The organism is Palleniella muris (assembly GCF_004792655.1).
Classification (GTDB): domain Bacteria; phylum Bacteroidota; class Bacteroidia; order Bacteroidales; family Bacteroidaceae; genus Prevotella; species Prevotella muris_A.
This window is the reverse complement of sequence record NZ_SRZC01000025.1, coordinates 25,679-43,741: the sequence shown is the minus strand read 5'-3', so window position 1 is coordinate 43,741 and position 18,063 is coordinate 25,679. Positions and strand designations below refer to the sequence as shown.

Sequence of the window (18,063 nt, the reverse complement as noted above, 5' to 3'; positions counted from 1 at the left end):
TTATACAATTGCTAAGATTATTATTCTTTTGTTTTCATCAATCTCTTGTACCTGGCACTTCAAAATTTCGCTTTCTCCTATAGCAAAATCATTTGGCACTAATTTAGCTGGAATAAATGCAGGTAGATGGTCATTTGCTAATTTTACTTGAATGCCCTGCTTTTCAATTCCAATAACGATTGCAGTTACATGTTGACCAACTGTGTAGTTTTGCCAAGGGTTTGGAAGAATACGTTTGTGGCTTAACTCTATTTTTCTTTTGTCTTTATTTATTGAGATAATAACTGCATCCAGGTGGTCTCCAATAGTATAATACTCTTTAAGCTTTTTAATTTTCTCAGTCCAAGAAAGCTCTGATACGTGAATCATTCCTTCAATGCCATCTGCAATATTTACGAAAATTCCAAAATTCGTAATGTTAATTATGGTCGCTTCAACAATATCACCTATAGAGATTTTGTTCTCAATATCTTTCCATGGATCGGCAACCATCTGTTTGATGCTTAATAGTAGTTTTTCTTTTTCCCAATCAATATTGATGATTTTTGCAGATAGAATCTGCCCTTTTGTAAAATCTATAGATGAAACTTTAGTATCCCACGATAGTTCAGATTTGTGAACGAGTCCCTGTACACCTGAAGGAAGCTTTATAAAAATACCATAATCTGTGATGTTACATATAGAGCCAGATACGATATTTCCTTCTCTGGTGTCCTTGTCTAATCGTTCCCATGGTCTCCGCGACAATTGCTTCAGACCAAGGCTAATTTTGAGTTTGCCATCGTTCGTTTGATTAATATCAAGGATAACAACAGTGATATTCTGCCCGATAGATACGATGTCTGAGGGATTAGATACTCTTTCCCATGACAGGTCTGTAATGTGTATAAGACCATCAATAGAAGGGAAAAGAGTTACGAATACTCCGTAGTTGGCAATGCTTTTTACTATTCCCTGAACTATTGAGCCAACTTTTAGATCTTGTAGTTTACTTTGTGTGTCTATTGCATTATTTTCGTCCTCAAGTATTTTATGTGACACAATTGGAAGAAATCTATTACTCTCTTCTTCTTTAAGTTTTACACTGATAAGTTTGACATCAATTGATTTGCCGACAAAAGATTGCAAGTCACCGTTTCTTTCGCGTCCAACCTGTCCTTTTGGCATGAAACATTGCAATCCTTCTATTGACATCAATAATCCTTGTTTTGTAGCACCAACAACTGTAGCCTTAAATATTTGACCGTCTTTTGCTCTTGGTAAAATATTCAAGTATAAAGCCAACTTACTATTATCTTTCACAGCTCGCCCATCTGCCTCATAGAGAATTTTTATATCACTTCCCAGTTCTAATCCATTAATATCTTCCGGTTCAAGTGCAGACAACAAACATGTATCATTGTTCGGAAAGGCAACTATTGTATTTTCCTCAGATTTGAATTCAACGATTGTGTGATAATACTGAATGTCAGAAATATATTGAATTACATTCGAAAATTCATGCAAAGGATATGCTTGATCAATAGAAAGTTTATCTGTCATAGTTGTTGGATTCATTATATATTCTTGTTTCCCTAAATGTTATAACAGGCGTTACCTTCTTCAATGTTTCGCCATTAACAACAGTCTTGTATGGAATGCCTGTTGTCATTTCTTCGACAAGCCAGTCATTGTTCCACAATGACTCAGTCTGCTTATCATCAACCAACTGACATAGGCGCAGTGTATATGGAGACGTATCACTTTTCTTGTCCTGGGTGTACGTCATGTTCTGAAGCCATAGCTGGTTATAGTCTGAATTAGGCTGCTTGCAAAGTTTATGGTACACCTTGTCAATGATATCACGTTTCTCCTGCATATCTTCAAGAGAATCTATCATGCGACTGATGACACGAAGAGCATAATGGCTGATAGCGACATTCTCCAAAGCTATCTGTACGGCAACAGCAGTCATGGCCGCAATACTACCACCTGTAAGTTTCTTTAGTTTAGTGATAGTCTTAGCCTTTGATGATTTTTCTTCTAATAGTGAAATTGTAGTTACTTTCTCTTCGTATGGTTTCAGCCACTCTTCTATCCGTCTATCTAAATCGGAAAGCATTGTTTTGAGTTGTCCGCTATTGGGATATTCTCGGCTAAACATCAGTATATAGAGCAGATGTTTCTCAAAGCTATCGAAGTCGGTACCTTTCTTGTTAAAAATCGGAGTATTATATATATACCATAACTTATCTGACTTGATTGAGTCAGTAACGATGCTGTCACTTATCTTTGTCTTCTGAGAGTTAAGACGCAGATTGAGTGTTTCGAGCACATGCTGCAATATGTACGATATGCGCTCTAACTTGTCATGGTCGTTGCAGAAGATGCGATAGTCATCGCGATAGCGAATTACTTCATAACCATCAAGACCTTCTTTCTGCAGAGCTTCATGAAATAGCAAGTCAGAATAGCCAAGCACTATTTCTCCTATGAAGTCAAACAAGGCACTTCCCTGTGGAATACCAATATTGTGGCCATGCTGCAAAGCACGCAAATACTTCTGGATATTATACGCCAACTCAGTATTATCGTTATTCTCATATTCTGTCCCCTTGCATGCCAAAGCCCACTCAATTGACTGCGGATTAATACTGCCATAGCAATTGGTGATGTCTGTAACGAACATATACCTGTACTCCAACGATAACTCTATGGAACGCTGTTCCATCGCGCTCCACCAATTCAGAATGGTAGTTGATTTATGAAACGGTTCAACCTTTTCTGGCACTACGGGTAGAGCACAAGAGGTGAGATGCGGCACGTTATACTCCTTGAAGCAATTCTGTAAAGCTTCCCATCTTGTAGGTTGGCATAGCTCTCGAACGAGAAAGCAATACAGATATGGATTAGCCAAGATTAATGGACGTACTGCATATTTGCCGTCCTTATTTAAAAGAATGTCTAAATTGATATTATCAAGATCATCGGGTAATTGATTACTCAAACACTCTTCATAAACCTTTTTACCAATCCTATCACGAACAAACTGGAGTACTTCATCAAAACAGAAATACTCCGGTAGTTCGAAGCTATGGTATTGTTCCGACTTCATTAAGAAATCGAATGCTTCCTGCGATGTCAGTGATAAAATGTTCTTTGTCATATCAACCTCTGAATGTATTTTTTTGAATTGTCAAATTTTGGACATAAAATTACAAAAATAATCACAAACTTACGCATAAAACGGCTGGAAATTACGTTTTAGCCTTGTTTTTTCTTTGAATTGTCTTTATTTTGCTACTTGTGTGCGCAAACAAGAATCAAGTATCTTTGATTATCGCCTTTTTCTCGTTTCGCTATCTTTTCTTTTATCCATCCAAGGCGAATCTGAAGTTGAGCCACCGCCACCTGTCCCTACATGTGCTTGAGCTGACACGCCCATTGCCAGTTCCATGGCCGCATTGAGCAGTGCAACTTGCGCCTCATTGATTTGTTCTGCAGGGCTGAAGATAGCATTGACAAACTCTTGTTCGGTCAGTTCGCCTGCGACAAAAGCCTTCGGCATACGATCTTTATCGTTCAGATATGCGACAGGGGTAGAGGGACTGAATTTTATCTTTATTGATGCCATAATTATCTTCTAAATCCTCTTGTTTTATTTCTACTGATTACTATTCCTACTGCCGCCATCAGGCACCTGTGTCTATAAGTTTCCTCGTCCTCATCGGGATTACGTCCGTCCCAGCGAAGGTCGGAAGTCTCGCCTCCGCCGCCGGAGGATGCCGGAACGGGATGTCCTCCAATAAGTGCATCTGCAATGGCGAAGAACTTCTCCCGAAAATCCGGAACGGCTAAAACATCCAATAATCCTGAGAGTGCCTCGTTAAGATTGTTGTTCTCTTCGGTTATATCCCGGATATATTGACGTAGTTGCCCGTTTTCATTCCTATATCGGTGAAGTTCCTTGTAATCCACCAGCTGGTTCTGCCCGGCTGCTTTCACCTGCTTTTCTGCTTCTGCCATATACAGCCTTTCAACCTCAGCAACGGTTTTGTTGAACATGGAGTCTATCCGCTTATTCTGTTTCTCCATCCACTTCTCACGTCCGAACGTGGGCGGTACTTCCGTGATTTGAGGAGCGGTGAAACCTATGCGGTGATTCTTGAACGGGGTGATAATCTGATGAACATTGCCGACATCTTTCATCAAGCGGTTTAGTTCCTGTTGCTTTTCCTGCAACTTGCCTGCCTTGTCCGATAGCTTCTCCTGCAAGGCTGATAGTTCATTCTCCAGCTTATGCACCTTGCTGTCTGCCTCATGCAGCGTTATCTTGCGGTCAGAAAGGCGGCAACGGACAGTCTGTATCTCATCCTGAAGTCGGGAAATGGAACTTTCAAGATTCTCCTTCATGGTTGTCAGTCCCTTGATGGCTTTCTCTAACTTCAGTTGTTCTCGGTAGAACTCATGTTTGTCAAGATGCCGTATATTGCGTCACTCCACGCTGTCGCCACGCTCAAGCCCGTACTTCTTGCCTACGGTTTCGTAGAGCGATGTGTGCATGGCATGAAGAATGGACTTGTATTCGTTCCCGTTCTTTCCAAACTTGGCTGCCCACATCACCCGTTACTTTTTCTCCTTGCCTTTTCTTCCAACGGGGATGACAAGCGCATGGCAGTGGGGAGACTTCTCGTCCAGATGCACCTGAAAACCGATGACATTCTCTTTGCCGAACTGCTCGCAACACCAGCGGTAGGCATCCAATGCCCAGTCTTCCACTTCCCGGCACCGATGCAAGTGGCTGTTGTCCGCTCCCTTGTTCAAGTCCACGGTCTGGTTCCCGAACGCCATTTCAAGTGTCCGCTTATGGTTTCCTCCAATGATGAGCCTAGCACAGATGTTCGGCTGTATCTTGCTGTCTGCCTTGAACGGATGATACTCCAGTTCGTCCAGCCGTTCCTGTAATCTCTCATCCAGCCGCTTGTCCATATAGCCTAATGGATGAATCTTCCCGTCACTTCCAATTTCAAAGTTCAGGTGCATGCGTGTCCTGTCATAATTGTTGGCCGGATCACGGTTGAGCCTGTCTATCTTGTTTTCGTCCCAGCGGCGTTCGTTCTCGTTTGCTTCCGAACGGCTGAATGATTTTCCGTTCTCTATATGCAGGGCTTGTTTCTGTTCTTGTATCATAATTTTCTGTATTTTTGAGTTTCAACATTTCTATAAAATGGGATGAAAAGAGCTTGCTCGCTGTCGGGGTGCAGGGACAATGTGCGTACATTGCCGTTCCCTGCCTCATGGGACTTTGTTGCTCCCAGGCAAAAAGTCCTTATTGAGTTTAGGACTTTTGTAAAGTCTGTATAAGAGCAAGCTCACGGAGCGGACAGTTCCGTTATTGGGGAGCCGATGAGGAATTGGCATGAAGCGGCGCATCCTGTATCTTCTCATACTTGGAGTGTCCGCAATGCCGGAGACGGTTTTCCGCAACATACCGGTCAATCCATTTGTTACAGGTGCTCTCGCTGAACTCCTGCTGACGGACAATAGAAAGATACTCCTGTTTGGTGAAACTGTCGGGCAACATGCCGTACAGCATCTCTCTTCTGTCATTTCTACCAGTTGTCAATGATGGAGTGACAGGTTTCTCCAACCGGCGGAACATGTATGCGGAATGGTACAGCAATGTCTCGGCAATAGTGAGGGCTGTATGGTAATCTTCACCGGAACATTCCAGCTTCAGGGACTGTCCTTCCGTTATCGGATGATAGCTGTCATCCGTCAGATGCCGGACAATCGTCAGCACCATCATGATGCGGAATGCCATCAGGCCGTTCCTTCTTACCACACCCTGCATCCTGTTGCCGACGGCTTCGCAGCATTCGTCGTTCAGCCGGTTGTAGTGTTCCATGAAATGACTGTGCAGAAAAGGCGGAATGCTGACCTCGTATGCCGACGCCTCCCGTTGGATTTTTCCCGACAGTTCCTTGTATCGCCCGCCTAACCGACGGAACACTTCTGTCTTTGAATGCTTGGAGTCGGTCACGGCAAACACGTTGCGGATATTCTTCTCGAACTTTACATTGAGGAACATGAAGCGGCTGAACAGTCCGTTCTCGGAATCCTGTATGAGGCTGCGGACCTGTCCGGGTGTTCCTGCCAATACGACACTAAGCTTGGGACAGTCCAGCTCAAGAAATTCCCTGTCCTTACGGTGGCACAGCGATACAGGCTCATGGTGGAACGCCTTGCGCAACGTGTCGGAATAGTTCCCGTAATCAGACTTCAACGTCTGGCTGAGCGTGTCGCCTTCCGTCTCGAACATCAGCCCGGTACCGTTGTTGTCTGCCAAGGTCTTGATGAACGCGCTGGCACTGCTGTTGGCCGGAATGATAAGGGTGGGCATGGGAACTTCTTTCTCTTTGCCATTGTCTGAATTTTCCTGTTGCTGTCTGGCCACGGCACGCAATTCGGCATTGATGGGCGCAACCAGCTCACGGCACAGGGTCAACGCTCCCTTGCCCATGCCTGCATCAGCTGAGACAAAGAGGTACAGATTTGGATAGACAATGCGCTCATCATAGACACCGCTCACTTTGCCCAGCGTGGAAGAGAGTACCGTAATTACCCCAATCAGCAGCATATCCCTGTCCGACGGTGATATGGCACTTCGCACCACACCATCGAGGAATGGTGGCAGGTGCTCATATACCTCTTTGGGGAAAAGCGGCAGATCCTCTTCCTCCAATATCCATTTGTCCGAAATGTCCGTTTTACCGTTTTGGCAATATGGATATTTGGTATTTTGGACTTTTACGGCTTCTTTCTCCTCCGATATTTCCATATTACCAATATGGCAATTTGGACTTTTGGATATTTCCGCACCGTTTTGTTTATCCTTACGGTCTCTCAAATTACCATTTTGCCAAATTGCCATTTTACCACTTGGTATGGAAATGGATATTCCGGCCTGCTTTGCCAGATGAAAGAAGGTGGACAGGGTGATGCCGGAATTGCCGGAACGGAGACATTTGTCATATTGCAGTTTCGCAGCTTCAATGGTACAGCCAGAATGAAGGGTACTCAGGCGCAGGAAATATTCACGCCCGTTCTCTCCAAATCCATCCGCCAATGCAAAGCCGAGCTTTACCCATTACTCATAGGATGGTGCAATGTCTGCGCCCTGTTGTTCAACCAAGGAGACAATCCGTTCCACATCATTGTCTCTATCGTTGCCCCAATCGTCAGAACATACCTTATTGCATATAGGCATGCGGTTTTCATCCGAGCATGCTTCCCACTGCAGGGGTATAAAAGGTTTCTTTGACATAGGATTGAAATTTTGGATGGATATATGCTTCGGGGTCGTATGGCAGGAAACAGGCTCTGGCCACATCACTGCCCGAGATGTCCACAGGAGGAAGTCCTGTCGCTTTCAGACAGTTTGCCATAGATTTGAAGAAACGGGAGTGTTCCCAACCTTGTAGGTTAACTTCCACAATCCATTTTACCCCGTTGCCCGAAGGTGAGGTGAACATCAGGATAGTATTGAAATACTCATGCTCAAGTAATTGCTGTTTTAGCGCAGGCACATTCTCCACATGGTCAAAATCCACACATATCAGCCCTGAATGTTGGATGAGTTGTGATGAGGAGCGGGAACAGAACAGGCCAGAGAATGTGCAGTAGTCAAAGTGCTGTGCCTTGAACCGTCTGGCTTCGTCATGTGAGGCCATGGTACGCAATTGTTCCGTCCGCTCTTTGGCTATTGGCCCCGAAATGTAGCGGTAGGCATCAAGGATGCTGAATGCCATATTCGGAACCGTGTTCTGAACCGGTGCGCGGAAGAATGAAAATGTATAGCAGTCTTCCATACTCACCTCCAGTCTGCTTTGTCGGGCTTGCGTCTGTTGGAGGCGAGGATTGCCGCGTTTTCTTCCTCTACGGTAAGCGGTACGGGATTCTTGCGGTTGCACTCCAGCCACTTGTCAAGCTCGTCCTGATAGAGTACGTACCGCTTGCCCGGCTTGGTGGCGGGGATTGTGCCGTTGCCCAGTTTCATATAAAGGGTGCGTAGCGGTATCTTCAGATATTCGGCCGCTTCCTCTACCGACATGGGACGGTGGGTGTTCTCTTTGTGTTGTGCGTTCTCGTCTCGCAGATGGCTGAGCATCCGCCTCATGCCGATTACCTCATCCCGAAGCTCGGCCACGACCTGCGGAAGGTCGTTGAAAGTCAAAGTTTATTGCATATTAGTCGTATTAAAAACCGGTGGCAAAGGAACTGAATGATATGCCTGTGAAACAGGATATTGACGGTAATCGGCGGGTAATCCCAAGATAATCGTACTATCAAGAAACAAGGGGTAAAAATGGAGGGAAAGAAAGGTAAAAATGAGAATAAGGCAGGTGTTGTGTGGCAATCAACAGGTAACACAGGGCACTATGGCATACAACGAAAAAGGGAAGCCCGGACGAGCTTCCCTGTAACATATTGTGGGTATTAGAGTAAGACGGTTGTGGTTAAAAGTGGAAAATATAATTATCCGTATAAACCGGTCTGTCAAGTTTGATGTGTCCGTCGTCAGGTGAGCTGGTCAGACTTCTTTCCAACGACTTGGCCTCGATGTCCGCAAGCTCGTTGGGGAACAATGACTTGATGAATTTGGCCTGTATTCTTACAGAATATCCGTTCTCGAATCCGAGCCTCGCGGCGATGTTCCAGACGAAATGCTTGAAAGAGACAGTCTTTAGCTTGTCCTTGTATTCATGAGCAGGTTTTAACTTGACCGGCTGGGGCTTGTAGCCCGGGTTGTCGCACCATGCCCGGATCTCATTGCGGAGCAGGTCAAGGTCTTTTTCCTCCATAAACGGTGACATCACCCTGCCCACATAGTCCATGATGGGATTGACGAGCTTTTGATGCTCCTCCTGCTTCTTACGCTCAAACTCGGCGCAATGGGCTTTGTATTCTTCGGCTGTCATGGGTTGAACAGTGGTAATTGGATGTTTGACCGTATTTATATCAGTACTTGTCTCCGCCGCGTCAATGCCGGCAGAATTTTTCTTTGACAGCCAAATCCTCATCAAGTCAACAGGCAGGTACTGGAACAATACCAAGTACAGCAGCCACAACAGGACATTACTGCCACGGAAGGAAACAGTGTTCACAAACGTACTCCCTCCGAAGTCGTTGCCGACTTTGCAGGACAGGATGAGCGACACGGCAAGGATGGCTGTGCCGGGAAGGCCATAGAAAAGGCAGGTCTCTTTGCTGATAAGCGTATTCAAATTTTTCATGCTCTATGATAGTGTAATTGTTTGATATTACGTCTTGGTGACGGTTATTTACTGCAAAGTTACCATGGCGGTTCGGGTATATGCGGAAATAGCTGCAAGTAAACGCAGTAATTTATGACAAATTAATATTGGGGTATGATTTCATACTCAAAATCATACTCCAATCGCTTGTTAGACAGCAACATCAACAAACTGACGCTATTCCGGCTTGCGTTTCAATGTGATGCAGTTTGCCGCCTCCTTCTTCCTGCGGTCAACGCTGTCAAGATACCGCTGCGTGGTGGCGAGGTTCTTGTGACCGACAAGTTCCTGCACGGTTCGGGAGTCCGTTCCTGCCTCCAGTTGCAGGGAACAAAAGGTGTGGCGGCTCGAATGGTAGGTGATGTGTTTGGTGATGCCTGCCGCCTTTACCCATTGTTTGAGTACTGTCTGTGTCATGCTGTCCTTGAAGCCGGGAAACACAAGTCCCTTCCTTGAATTATTGTCTATCAACGCCAGCACCTCGTCCCCTATCGGATTGTGGGCAATCTGCTTTGTCTTTTGCATACGGGTGGTGATATAGAGCGTGCCGTCCGCCTCTGGCTGTACCATTTTCCAAGAGAATGTCTTGACATCACTCTTTCTCAGTCCTGTAAGGCAGGAGAACAGGAATGCCGCTTTCAGCACGGGAACCTCACAAGGTGTTTCTGCCAGACGTATGAGTTCTTCCGCTGACAGTCCCACCTTATCAGTCGGAATGCTCTCGGCACGTTCTAAATAGGGACAGGGATTCTCCTTTATCTTCCTGTCACGGTGGGCGGCATGGAGTGTGCCGAGAAACGCAGACCAATAGCCGGCTATGGTGTTGGTGTGCAGCTTGCGCTTGGTGTGAATTGCCTGATGCGTGGTGCGCAGGTATTCCAGGAACTTGTTGCAAAGTTCCACGGTGATTTCGGCAAAGGTGCATTTGCCGCCTGTGAACCAGTTGAAGTGCAGGAACGCCTGCTCGTAGCGTGAGTTCTTCTTCACGGCGTATTTCTTGAAGTAGTCAATGAAGCTACCGTTGAGTTTGTTGCGGTCGAAGAACTCGTAACGCTCGTTTACAATTTCCTCGTAGCGGCGGCAGCGCAGTGCCTCGGCCTTCTCCGACAGGCGTGCGTTGTAGTCCTTCTCGCGCTGTGTCTTCGGGTGTGCGTAGATGTAAATGCCGAGAGACTCGTGGCGAAGCACCTTGTTGGTGGTTTCGTCACGGTAGCCGGGATAGTAATCGAGGAAGTAGGACAGCATCCTGCCGCCCTTGATTTTCCGTGTGTAAAGGTTCACGGTCTTACAGATATTTGCCATTGCTTATTCTGATTATTATTGATGAATATTACAGGGTGGAGCGTTTCTCCATGATGCAAAGGAACTGAATGATATGCCATTGGTGACAGTTAATGACGGTAATTTACGGATAAACGTATTATAATTATTGTTCACAGTCCCTTTGCCGCTCTTTCCGCCATCGCACGCTCTACATCAGCACGGAGTAGCAAGTTTCTTACGCCCACTTTCTTCTTCTCTATGCCATGAACTTTGGTGATATGGTGGATGTTCGCTTTAGACAGGCCGTATTTCTCTGACACCTCATCCACGGTGCAGTAGCGTTCATCTGCCATCACATCCGTTTGTCGCAGTTCCGCAAGGTGAGGCTTGGAATAATAGGTGATGCCGTGTTCCTTCCTGGTGGGAATGCTGTGGCGGTAGGCGTTGGCACGGATGGCGGCAGCTTTCATGCCGAACTCCCCGAGCACTTCGTCTGTGGTGAGCCATTCGGTGATTGCGGAAGTGTCAGCGGTAAGGCCGAGACATTCCTCCACGTGGCTTTTGCTATAATAGTTTTTTCCTGCAATGCGGCACATGGGAATCCGGTTACGCTTGGCGGTGGTGTAAAGCCACATCTGCTTTACCTTATAAATGGACATCACCTCCTCGCCGGAAAGGTAGGTCAGAGGTTCGTCAGCAACATGTGCGGTTTCCTTCTGATGCCGCTTAGTAATTGCGGCTTTCGGTCGGTTGCCGAAGACTACCTTGTTATAAGGATTTCCCTCCAGCATGGCCTCGATGTCGGCACGGCGTATTATCGCCATGCGGCTGCTGATGCGTGAGGCTTTCAGCTTGCCTTGCGACACGAGCTTATAAATGTACTGGCGTGAGCATCCCATGAGGACTGCCGCCTTGGAAAAAGTAAGGTATTCCTGTTCTCTCCGCAGAATGACGTCATGTCTAAAAGATGAAAGTTCGACGATGATTAAATTTCAGTTTAATTCATTGGCGGACTTTTTTGATAAACAGAGCGTTATCTCACAAATTGACAAGCTGGAAAGGTTAACAGACTCCTCTTCCACACTTTTGTAAAAAAAGTCCAAAGCAGCTTCAAAAGTCTAAAATCACGCAAAAAGTGTGCATGGTTTTTATGTACGAAATCCAAGCAATTTCATGACGTGATTCAAACAATTTTTGGAGTATGATCTACATTAATTATCAGTCTTACGGGACATCGGGTTTTAGCCTTCGTTTACGTTTCTATCAGGATGGAGAGACAAAATTTCTCGCAGTAAACAAACTCTTAAAGGGAAAACTTCTGAAAAAGCATTGGAACCAGAGGAAGCAGTGTTTTATCCCCTCAGCCCCCTACAGTGAAGAAAACAATGCCATTCTTGTCGAATACAAGCAGAGGTATGACAGAATGGCCATTGAATGGACAGGAAGCCTTTACGGTTTTCTCGCTGCCGTACACGCGGACAACTTCGGTAATGATGGTCCAAAGACCGTTGCTCAGGTGATAGAATTTATAATTACCGAACTGAAAAGAAGGACTCATGCGGACGGTTCTGTAAAGGGCAGTTACGAGGGGTACGCAAAGTTAGAGGGAAGGCTGAAAGAATTTTGCGAACATGAAAAGATAGAGTACGACAAATTGCTTATTACCGACATCAACTCAGTATTTATAAATAATGTGATGGACTGGATTGTAAAGGAAAGGCAAGGTAAGGGTCATGTCTACATATCAGCCATGCTGCATGCCACTCTTGCCAAGGCGGAAAAGCAGGGATGGTTCGACATGTCCACTGTAAAAAACTGTCGGTGGAGAGGCAAAAACAAGAGTTCTGTGCAGAAATATCATACACTGAGTACAGAACAGTGCCGGAAATTCGTGTCACTCACAAAAGGTGAACTGCCACACAATCCCAATTCCGAACTGTACCATGATTTCTGCATCTTTATTCTTTATACGGGACAGTCACCTTGTGACGCAATAGCACTCAGATATTCAGATATTAAGAACATCGGAGGTGTTGACCATTTTGTTTTCAAGCGCAGAAAAATATCTGAAAAACAGGCGATTCCCTGTGCTGTCCCCATTAATGACAGGATGAAAGAGATTATGGACAGGTGGAAGAGTGTCAGCAAAGACGGATACATATTCCCGATACGTAGTAAACGCAAACTCGCCACCCAAAAGACCAGCAATGGCGACATCAAGCATTTTATCAGCCTTCTTAATCACTGGCTGAAAAAGATTGGTGACATTCTTGAATGTGATTTCAGCCTGCATACCTATACTTTCAGACATACGGCAATAACGAACTATATCAGCAAGGGTGTGCCGGTACTGTATGTTGCGAATCTGATGGGCACAAGCGTGAAGAACTGTGAAAGCATCTATTATAACAATCAAGGAGATGTGGCAAGCAGAAACAAAGTGCTTAATGCCATACAATTCTAAAATGAAACGGAGGAGTTGGATACTGCCAACCCCTCCGTCTTGTTGATGGCAGGAGCCAAAACAACAAACACAACCTTTTTACTTAACAAAACTAAAACCTAATGTATTGTTGCGAAGACAGGACTCGAACCTGTGACCTTCGGCGTATGAGACCGACAAGCTACCGACTGCTCCACTCCGCGATATTTACTATATAATATATTACTCAAAAATAGCACAAAAAGTTTTATTGATGGCGTTAAATATTGCAAAAATAAAGGTTGGAATCGTATTTTATTTTGTACGGACTTGTTACCGGAAGTTAAAAAGCCAATGCAAAAAACATTTTTATACCGTAAAAAAATTACACCCGCTATTTTTTTTGTAATTTTGCAAACTACACTAACATAAAATAAAAATCACTATGCTTACAAAATTTGCAACTAAAAACTATCGTGGTTTCTCAGATAGAATCGAATGGGACTTGTCACACCCAAGCAGTTACTCATTCAATAATAACGCTATCAAGGATGGTATAGTGAAGAATGGCATAATTTATGGTCCCAATGGTGCCGGTAAATCCAATTTAGCACTTGCGTTGTTTGATTTAATACTCCATCTCACACAGAAGAATAAAAATCCGCACCAAACAGACACAGTTATCAATGTTTATCATCCACAAGAACTTGTGGAGTTTGAATACACTTTCAAGTTCGGAGCTTCCATTATTGAGTACACTTACGCCAAAAGTCCGGCTGGAATAGAGCAAGAAAGAATCACAATTGATGGCAAGATGGTGTTTAATTTGGAAGATAATAGATTGTCACTGGAAGGCGATGAGTTCCCAATGACAGCAGAGAACAAACATCAATTGGCCAACAGCAGTAATAAGGTGTCTGTATTAGGTTATCTGTGGAGCGTCTATCCCCTTGATTCGGAACATCCGCTGACAAAACTAAAAGAGTTTGTCAATGGAATGTTACTCTTTTGGAATCATGAAGAGAGGGGCTTTGCCGGTTTAGACGAAAGGGTGTCTTTTATAGAGGAATTTATTATAGCGAATGGGCTTGTCTCCGATTTTTCAAAATTCTTGGAATCTGTCAGCGGGCAAGAATTTAAATTCAAAAATCCAAATAAGGGCGACACACAGTTGATTTGTGATATGGGGAATGGTGTCCCATTTAATAAAATCAGATCAACGGGCACCAGTTCATTAACCCTGTTGTATTTCTGGACTCAAAAAATGTCCAAGGCGTCATTTGTCATGATTGATGAATTTGATGCCTTCTATCATTTTGCATTGTCGTTCAATATCTGTAAAAAATTGTTCGCATATTCCAATCAGATATTTGTTACATCACACAATACTTATCTGATGTCCAATGACTTGCTACGTCCAGACTGCAACTTTATCATAGGCAATTGCCGTATAAAGCCATTAAATGCATGCACGGAAAAAGAATTGCGCTGGGGCAATAATATAGAAAAAATGTATAGAGGAGATGCTTTTGAAATATGATACTATTTATTTTTGAAGGGGAAAAATATGAACCAGCCCTATATGACGGTATAAAGACTCTGTTCTTTTCCAGAAGCAATGACCAGATATTGTGTTCATTCTGTAGCAGCATATATACATTCTACAAACGCCTGAAGGATGATTTTGGTGGATTTGGCGATACCGTTGATGTACTGAAGACTGAAATCAAGAAAACAGACCCTCACAATGAGATTTTTCAATACAAGAGTTCCGACTTTCAGTCTATCTATCTCTTTTTTGATTATGATTTCTATAACGGCAATCTGAAAACAAAAAAATAAGCAAATCTTTGAGCTACTGGAGTTCTTTGACGAGGAAACAGATAACGGAAAACTATTTATCAGTTATCCTATGATTGAAAGTATCCAATATACCAAAGAATTACCGGACAAACAATTTCATACATATATTGTTAAACGTGAGAACAGCTGTGGAGATAAATTCAAGAAGGCGGCCAAAGGATTTTGCTTTTATAGAGGTTATGCATATTTAAAAGACAGAGCGAATTGGGAGTTAATAGTACAGCAGCATGCCATTAAGGCTAACATGTTAACAACGGATAGTGTTTCATGGCCAGAACATAAAAGCGATGTTGAACAGTTGCCCGTCTTTGATGCTCAGGTTGCAAAACATGTAGATAAAAATGAGGAGGTTGCAATACTTAACGCATTCCCAATGTTCCTATACTACTACTTTCCAGAAAATAAGTTCCATAAACATTAAAATAGTTGTCTCACAAAATATAGCCTCGGCCATTATTGACCGGGGCTATTTGTCTTATTCTTGTTTTTATGGAATCTTTGTCATTGTCGGCACGTTTGAGGGCAAAGGTTGCTGTCAAAATAAGTCATTTCTCCATATTGTTTATGGCAGTAACGCCAGCAATCCTTGTCTTGGGATTCTTACTGAACACGACCGTCCTTGTATTTTCCTTCCATCTAATCAAACCAAACAGCAGACTATGTTTCTTTTGATAATTTATTACCGTTATGGAGTCCCTGATACTGTAATCTATAATTGCAGTTCTCGCACTATCTATATTGACGCTGATTGTTGCAAAATCATCAGTATATGAAGCCATTAACCCTCCGAATCTGTCAATTACAACCTGTACCGTGTCAACATTGTGAGTAGCGACCCCTACTTCAGTAATGGCAGTCACCTCTTTCGGCTTAATCCCGTTGCCTTTCAACAAATCCTGATAACGATGCCGGAGATTATCAATTGTCATATTCAAGTTCTCAACTCTCGCGGCGTATATCGCAACTGAATCGCTTAACCGTATTTTGCAAGTTTCCACATTCTGGTTTAGCACATTAATTGTCTGAGCCAAGGCTTTTGTCTTTTTGGACTGCTCCATATAAGCCATTGTGGCACGGCCGGAATATCCCAGTAATGCCACAATTATCAATACTATACCAAATCTTGTCATATATTAAAAACCTTTTTTCCTCTTTCCACATATTTCTGAACATCCGGCAAGCCATTTGTTCCTCCATTTATCTTCTTTCTGATAGCAATGGTATTGTCAGCATCTGCCAACAAGTTCAAGCCGTGTTTCCACCAGTACCAAAAGGCTGAACGTGTCGCTCCAAGTGGCTGGGCTATCAAGTCCGGCTTATTCACTACATCAAATCCGCAATATGTCTTATAAGCACTGTAATTTGCTCTGAATGTAAGCTGAAACAATCCCCGTCCGCGGTATCTCCAGCCATCTCCAGACGCCTCATTCCCGTTTCCACACCTATTGGCATAAACCTTGTTGGCAATTTTCTCCGGTTTACGGGCATATAGAGCGGCTGTATTCCTGGAAAAATACTTAGGAAATGTTGTTAGTAATCCTTTTGACGAATAATTGAGATTTTCCTCCACACACCTCAGTTCATTAGATTCCACTGCAACTTGTGCAAGAAAATGAACTATACGCAAAGAAGTATTTACCTGAAACTCCTCTGCGTATTTGTTTATGTATGGAAGATATTTGTCAACGCTGTTATTTGCACATGGCATTATTGCAATTATCTGTTCTCGTGTAATTTGCATGTCATAGAACTGCCTCTTTCAGCATTTTGATTTTATTCTGCCGTGAATTTGTCTTATTGACAGATATGGACTTAATGGGAATAAACCATAAGGAATAGTCCATAAATTTTTCATCTACTTTTACCATCGCCCCGGGAGTTTTGTGTTTTGTCATTGGCTGAGTGACAACACCTCCTTTTCCTATAAGAGGTCCAAGCCCCATTATCAGCAAATCACGGCTGATTTTTACTGTTACTCTATCACCTTTATTTATCATGTTCACTCTGTAAGATTCCTTCAAGTGTTGTTCGTATTTCTCGAATATCCTGAGACATGGATGCCCACTGTTTTGTCGTTGCCTCAAATACGCTCTTGTCAAGTTTAATGGCATCCAACTTTTGATACTGAGAGTCCAGTTGGGCATGCATTTTTACAAGTTCGTTTTCCAACTGAGTAACCCTTACCATATTGATTTGATATTGTATATAAAAGGCTAAGACGACACCAATACAGGACACGATTGTCTTGAAATTCTGGGCAATAAATATTGCAGTTCTATCCATTGTTGTCAATATTTAAGTCGTTTTCCTTTGTCTCAGGCATTATCAAATTGAAGACCATGCCTGTTTGACCATCCCCCTCAATCTTGACCTTGTGAGCTATTTCCTCCTTGATTCCATACATAGAATTAAGCTCTTTTGCTGCATGAACGGAAACAGCCCTCAATGCTGCCGGGGACTGCTCGTTACCATCTTTGTCGCAATAAGTGCCCTCTGCACATTCATGCATAATTTTTAGAAGTGTCTCTGTAGTCTGTGGCTTGATAAATTCAGCCATGTGGAAGGAAATCGCATTGAGCTCTTTGATGCGTTCACTCACAGCCTCTTTCTTCATAAGCCTCTTTGCCTCGAAGTTCGCAATTTCATCCGGTGCGTCAGGAAACACCTTTTGGTAGCACAGTCTTGCATTTCCGGCATAAGGAGCCGCGGCATTAACGTAAAGCAAACAGAACTTTGCTTCATCGTCTGTCAAGTATTTATTGTTGATTTCCATTATTTTATACTTATATTTGATTTGCACTATTTGATATATAATAATAAACAAAATCAACGTAGATAGTTTTACTTTTTATCCACCTGCCGTAAAATTTGTTCTGCAATCATTTTACGGAATAGCCCCTTCATACCTTCAAGTAGCTGTTCCATGCGTTCAGTACTCTTTATTTGCTCCAAGTTAAAACTGAAATCAAGCGCATATCCGCCGATATACCCAAGTACGTTTTGGGTTCTCGGCTCTATAAATTGAAAAATTGTATAATCACTTCTTTCACGGAACTGTACTATCCCTTCAGTGCTTGAAACGTTCGGTTTGCCCCCTGCCTTTAGATGTACTTTCCGCATTGAATCCTGAGATATTTTTTGCTCCTTTGTGTCTGCCTCAACTCTACTCTCAGCCTCCATCGTTCCCGTGGAAGGATTGAATCTAAATTTACTTCCCAT

The 18,063-nt window shown here is 43.5% G+C and carries 19 protein-coding genes, 1 tRNA gene and 2 pseudogenes; 5 read left to right on the top strand and 17 right to left on the bottom strand.

All coding sequences use genetic code 11. The annotated features are described in order from the left end of the window. The 5 genes and pseudogenes from E5358_RS12860 to E5358_RS12840 all read right to left on the bottom strand — a co-directional run bounded on the left by E5358_RS12860 (position 1) and on the right by E5358_RS12840 (position 7,069). Entirely contained in the window at positions 1 to 1,542 is a 1,542-nt protein-coding gene (locus E5358_RS12860) for a S1 RNA-binding domain-containing protein (protein WP_168354673.1), read from the bottom strand. Continuing rightward, the gene (locus E5358_RS12855) at positions 1,532 to 3,094 is read right to left on the bottom strand and encodes an RNA-directed DNA polymerase (protein WP_277821305.1); all 1,563 of its coding nucleotides are present in this window, start codon (positions 3,092 to 3,094) and stop codon (positions 1,532 to 1,534) included. Before E5358_RS12855 ends, E5358_RS12860 begins: the two co-directional genes overlap by 11 nt. A gap of 222 nt (positions 3,095 to 3,316) precedes the next feature. After that, on the bottom strand, positions 3,317 to 3,613 hold the full coding sequence (locus tag E5358_RS12850; protein WP_135940581.1) for a hypothetical protein: 297 nt from the start codon (positions 3,611 to 3,613) through the stop codon (positions 3,317 to 3,319). Between the two features lie 2 nt (positions 3,614 to 3,615). Next, a pseudogene (gene mobV, locus E5358_RS12845) lies at positions 3,616 to 5,169 on the bottom strand (MobV family relaxase). A 202-nt stretch (positions 5,170 to 5,371) separates the two neighbouring features. Next, positions 5,372 to 7,069: a DUF3987 domain-containing protein gene (locus E5358_RS12840; RefSeq protein WP_422121085.1), complete on the bottom strand. Its 1,698-nt coding sequence runs from the start codon at positions 7,067 to 7,069 to the stop codon at positions 5,372 to 5,374. Between E5358_RS12840 and E5358_RS15435 the strand changes: the two genes are divergently transcribed. After that, positions 6,959 to 7,303 carry a hypothetical protein gene (locus tag E5358_RS15435; protein ID WP_277821302.1) on the top strand — a complete coding sequence of 115 codons (345 nt, stop codon included), beginning with the start codon at positions 6,959 to 6,961 and terminating at the stop codon, positions 7,301 to 7,303. The genes E5358_RS12840 and E5358_RS15435 overlap by 111 nt on opposite strands. Here E5358_RS15435 and E5358_RS12835 read toward each other — a convergent pair. The 5 genes and pseudogenes from E5358_RS12835 to E5358_RS12815 all read right to left on the bottom strand — a co-directional run. Continuing rightward, positions 7,257 to 7,850, bottom strand: coding sequence for a BT4734/BF3469 family protein (locus tag E5358_RS12835; protein ID WP_135940579.1), 594 nt, complete (start codon positions 7,848 to 7,850; stop codon positions 7,257 to 7,259). The genes E5358_RS15435 and E5358_RS12835 overlap by 47 nt on opposite strands. A 2-nt stretch (positions 7,851 to 7,852) precedes the next feature. After that, positions 7,853 to 8,158: a helix-turn-helix domain-containing protein gene (locus E5358_RS12830; RefSeq protein ID WP_168354674.1), complete on the bottom strand. Its 306-nt coding sequence runs from the start codon at positions 8,156 to 8,158 to the stop codon at positions 7,853 to 7,855. Positions 8,159 to 8,498: 340 nt separating this feature from the next. Next, positions 8,499 to 9,275, bottom strand: a complete 777-nt coding sequence (locus E5358_RS12825) for a hypothetical protein (protein ID WP_135940578.1) — start codon at positions 9,273 to 9,275, stop codon at positions 8,499 to 8,501. Positions 9,276 to 9,473: 198 nt separating this feature from the next. Beyond that, positions 9,474 to 10,598 carry a tyrosine-type recombinase/integrase gene (locus tag E5358_RS12820; protein WP_135940577.1) on the bottom strand — a complete coding sequence of 375 codons (1,125 nt, stop codon included), beginning with the start codon at positions 10,596 to 10,598 and terminating at the stop codon, positions 9,474 to 9,476. Positions 10,599 to 10,729: 131 nt separating this feature from the next. Continuing rightward, positions 10,730 to 11,500 (bottom strand): annotated as a pseudogene (locus E5358_RS12815) (helix-turn-helix domain-containing protein); the annotation flags it as partial. A gap of 260 nt (positions 11,501 to 11,760) precedes the next feature. On the opposite strand from E5358_RS12815, the gene E5358_RS12810 reads away from it, so the two are divergent. Further along, positions 11,761 to 13,023 carry a tyrosine-type recombinase/integrase gene (locus tag E5358_RS12810; RefSeq protein WP_135940575.1) on the top strand — a complete coding sequence of 421 codons (1,263 nt, stop codon included), beginning with the start codon at positions 11,761 to 11,763 and terminating at the stop codon, positions 13,021 to 13,023. Between the two features lie 109 nt (positions 13,024 to 13,132). Here E5358_RS12810 and E5358_RS12805 read toward each other — a convergent pair. Further along, positions 13,133 to 13,205, bottom strand: a tRNA-Met gene (locus E5358_RS12805). Positions 13,206 to 13,426: 221 nt separating this feature from the next. Between E5358_RS12805 and E5358_RS12800 the strand changes: the two genes are divergently transcribed. The 3 genes from E5358_RS12800 to E5358_RS12790 all read left to right on the top strand — a co-directional run bounded on the left by E5358_RS12800 (position 13,427) and on the right by E5358_RS12790 (position 15,265). Further along, positions 13,427 to 14,521 (top strand): AAA family ATPase, encoded by a 1,095-nt coding sequence (locus tag E5358_RS12800; protein WP_135940574.1) that lies wholly within the window; start codon positions 13,427 to 13,429, stop codon positions 14,519 to 14,521. Continuing rightward, positions 14,518 to 14,823, top strand: a complete 306-nt coding sequence (locus E5358_RS12795) for a hypothetical protein (RefSeq protein WP_135940573.1) — start codon at positions 14,518 to 14,520, stop codon at positions 14,821 to 14,823. The genes E5358_RS12800 and E5358_RS12795 overlap by 4 nt, the downstream gene beginning before the upstream one ends. A 70-nt stretch (positions 14,824 to 14,893) precedes the next feature. Beyond that, positions 14,894 to 15,265 carry a hypothetical protein gene (locus tag E5358_RS12790; protein ID WP_135940572.1) on the top strand — a complete coding sequence of 124 codons (372 nt, stop codon included), beginning with the start codon at positions 14,894 to 14,896 and terminating at the stop codon, positions 15,263 to 15,265. 124 nt (positions 15,266 to 15,389) lie between these two features. Here the strand turns inward: E5358_RS12790 and E5358_RS12785 are convergent, their stop codons facing one another. The 6 genes from E5358_RS12785 to E5358_RS12760 form a co-directional block, all read right to left on the bottom strand. Then, the gene (locus tag E5358_RS12785) at positions 15,390 to 15,974 is read right to left on the bottom strand and encodes a hypothetical protein (protein WP_135940571.1); all 585 of its coding nucleotides are present in this window, start codon (positions 15,972 to 15,974) and stop codon (positions 15,390 to 15,392) included. Then, positions 15,971 to 16,585, bottom strand: a complete 615-nt coding sequence (locus E5358_RS12780; RefSeq protein ID WP_135940570.1) for a glycoside hydrolase family 19 protein — start codon at positions 16,583 to 16,585, stop codon at positions 15,971 to 15,973. The genes E5358_RS12785 and E5358_RS12780 overlap by 4 nt, the downstream gene beginning before the upstream one ends. Before the next feature lies 1 nt (position 16,586). Further along, positions 16,587 to 16,841: a hypothetical protein gene (locus tag E5358_RS12775; protein WP_135940569.1), complete on the bottom strand. Its 255-nt coding sequence runs from the start codon at positions 16,839 to 16,841 to the stop codon at positions 16,587 to 16,589. Then, complete coding sequence (locus tag E5358_RS12770; RefSeq protein WP_135940568.1) at positions 16,831 to 17,127, bottom strand: hypothetical protein; 297 nt, start codon at positions 17,125 to 17,127, stop codon at positions 16,831 to 16,833. The genes E5358_RS12775 and E5358_RS12770 overlap by 11 nt, the downstream gene beginning before the upstream one ends. Then, positions 17,120 to 17,617, bottom strand: coding sequence for a hypothetical protein (locus E5358_RS12765; RefSeq protein ID WP_135940567.1), 498 nt, complete (start codon positions 17,615 to 17,617; stop codon positions 17,120 to 17,122). Before E5358_RS12765 ends, E5358_RS12770 begins: the two co-directional genes overlap by 8 nt. A 68-nt stretch (positions 17,618 to 17,685) precedes the next feature. Beyond that, positions 17,686 to 18,063 carry a hypothetical protein gene (locus E5358_RS12760; RefSeq protein WP_135940566.1) on the bottom strand — a complete coding sequence of 126 codons (378 nt, stop codon included), beginning with the start codon at positions 18,061 to 18,063 and terminating at the stop codon, positions 17,686 to 17,688.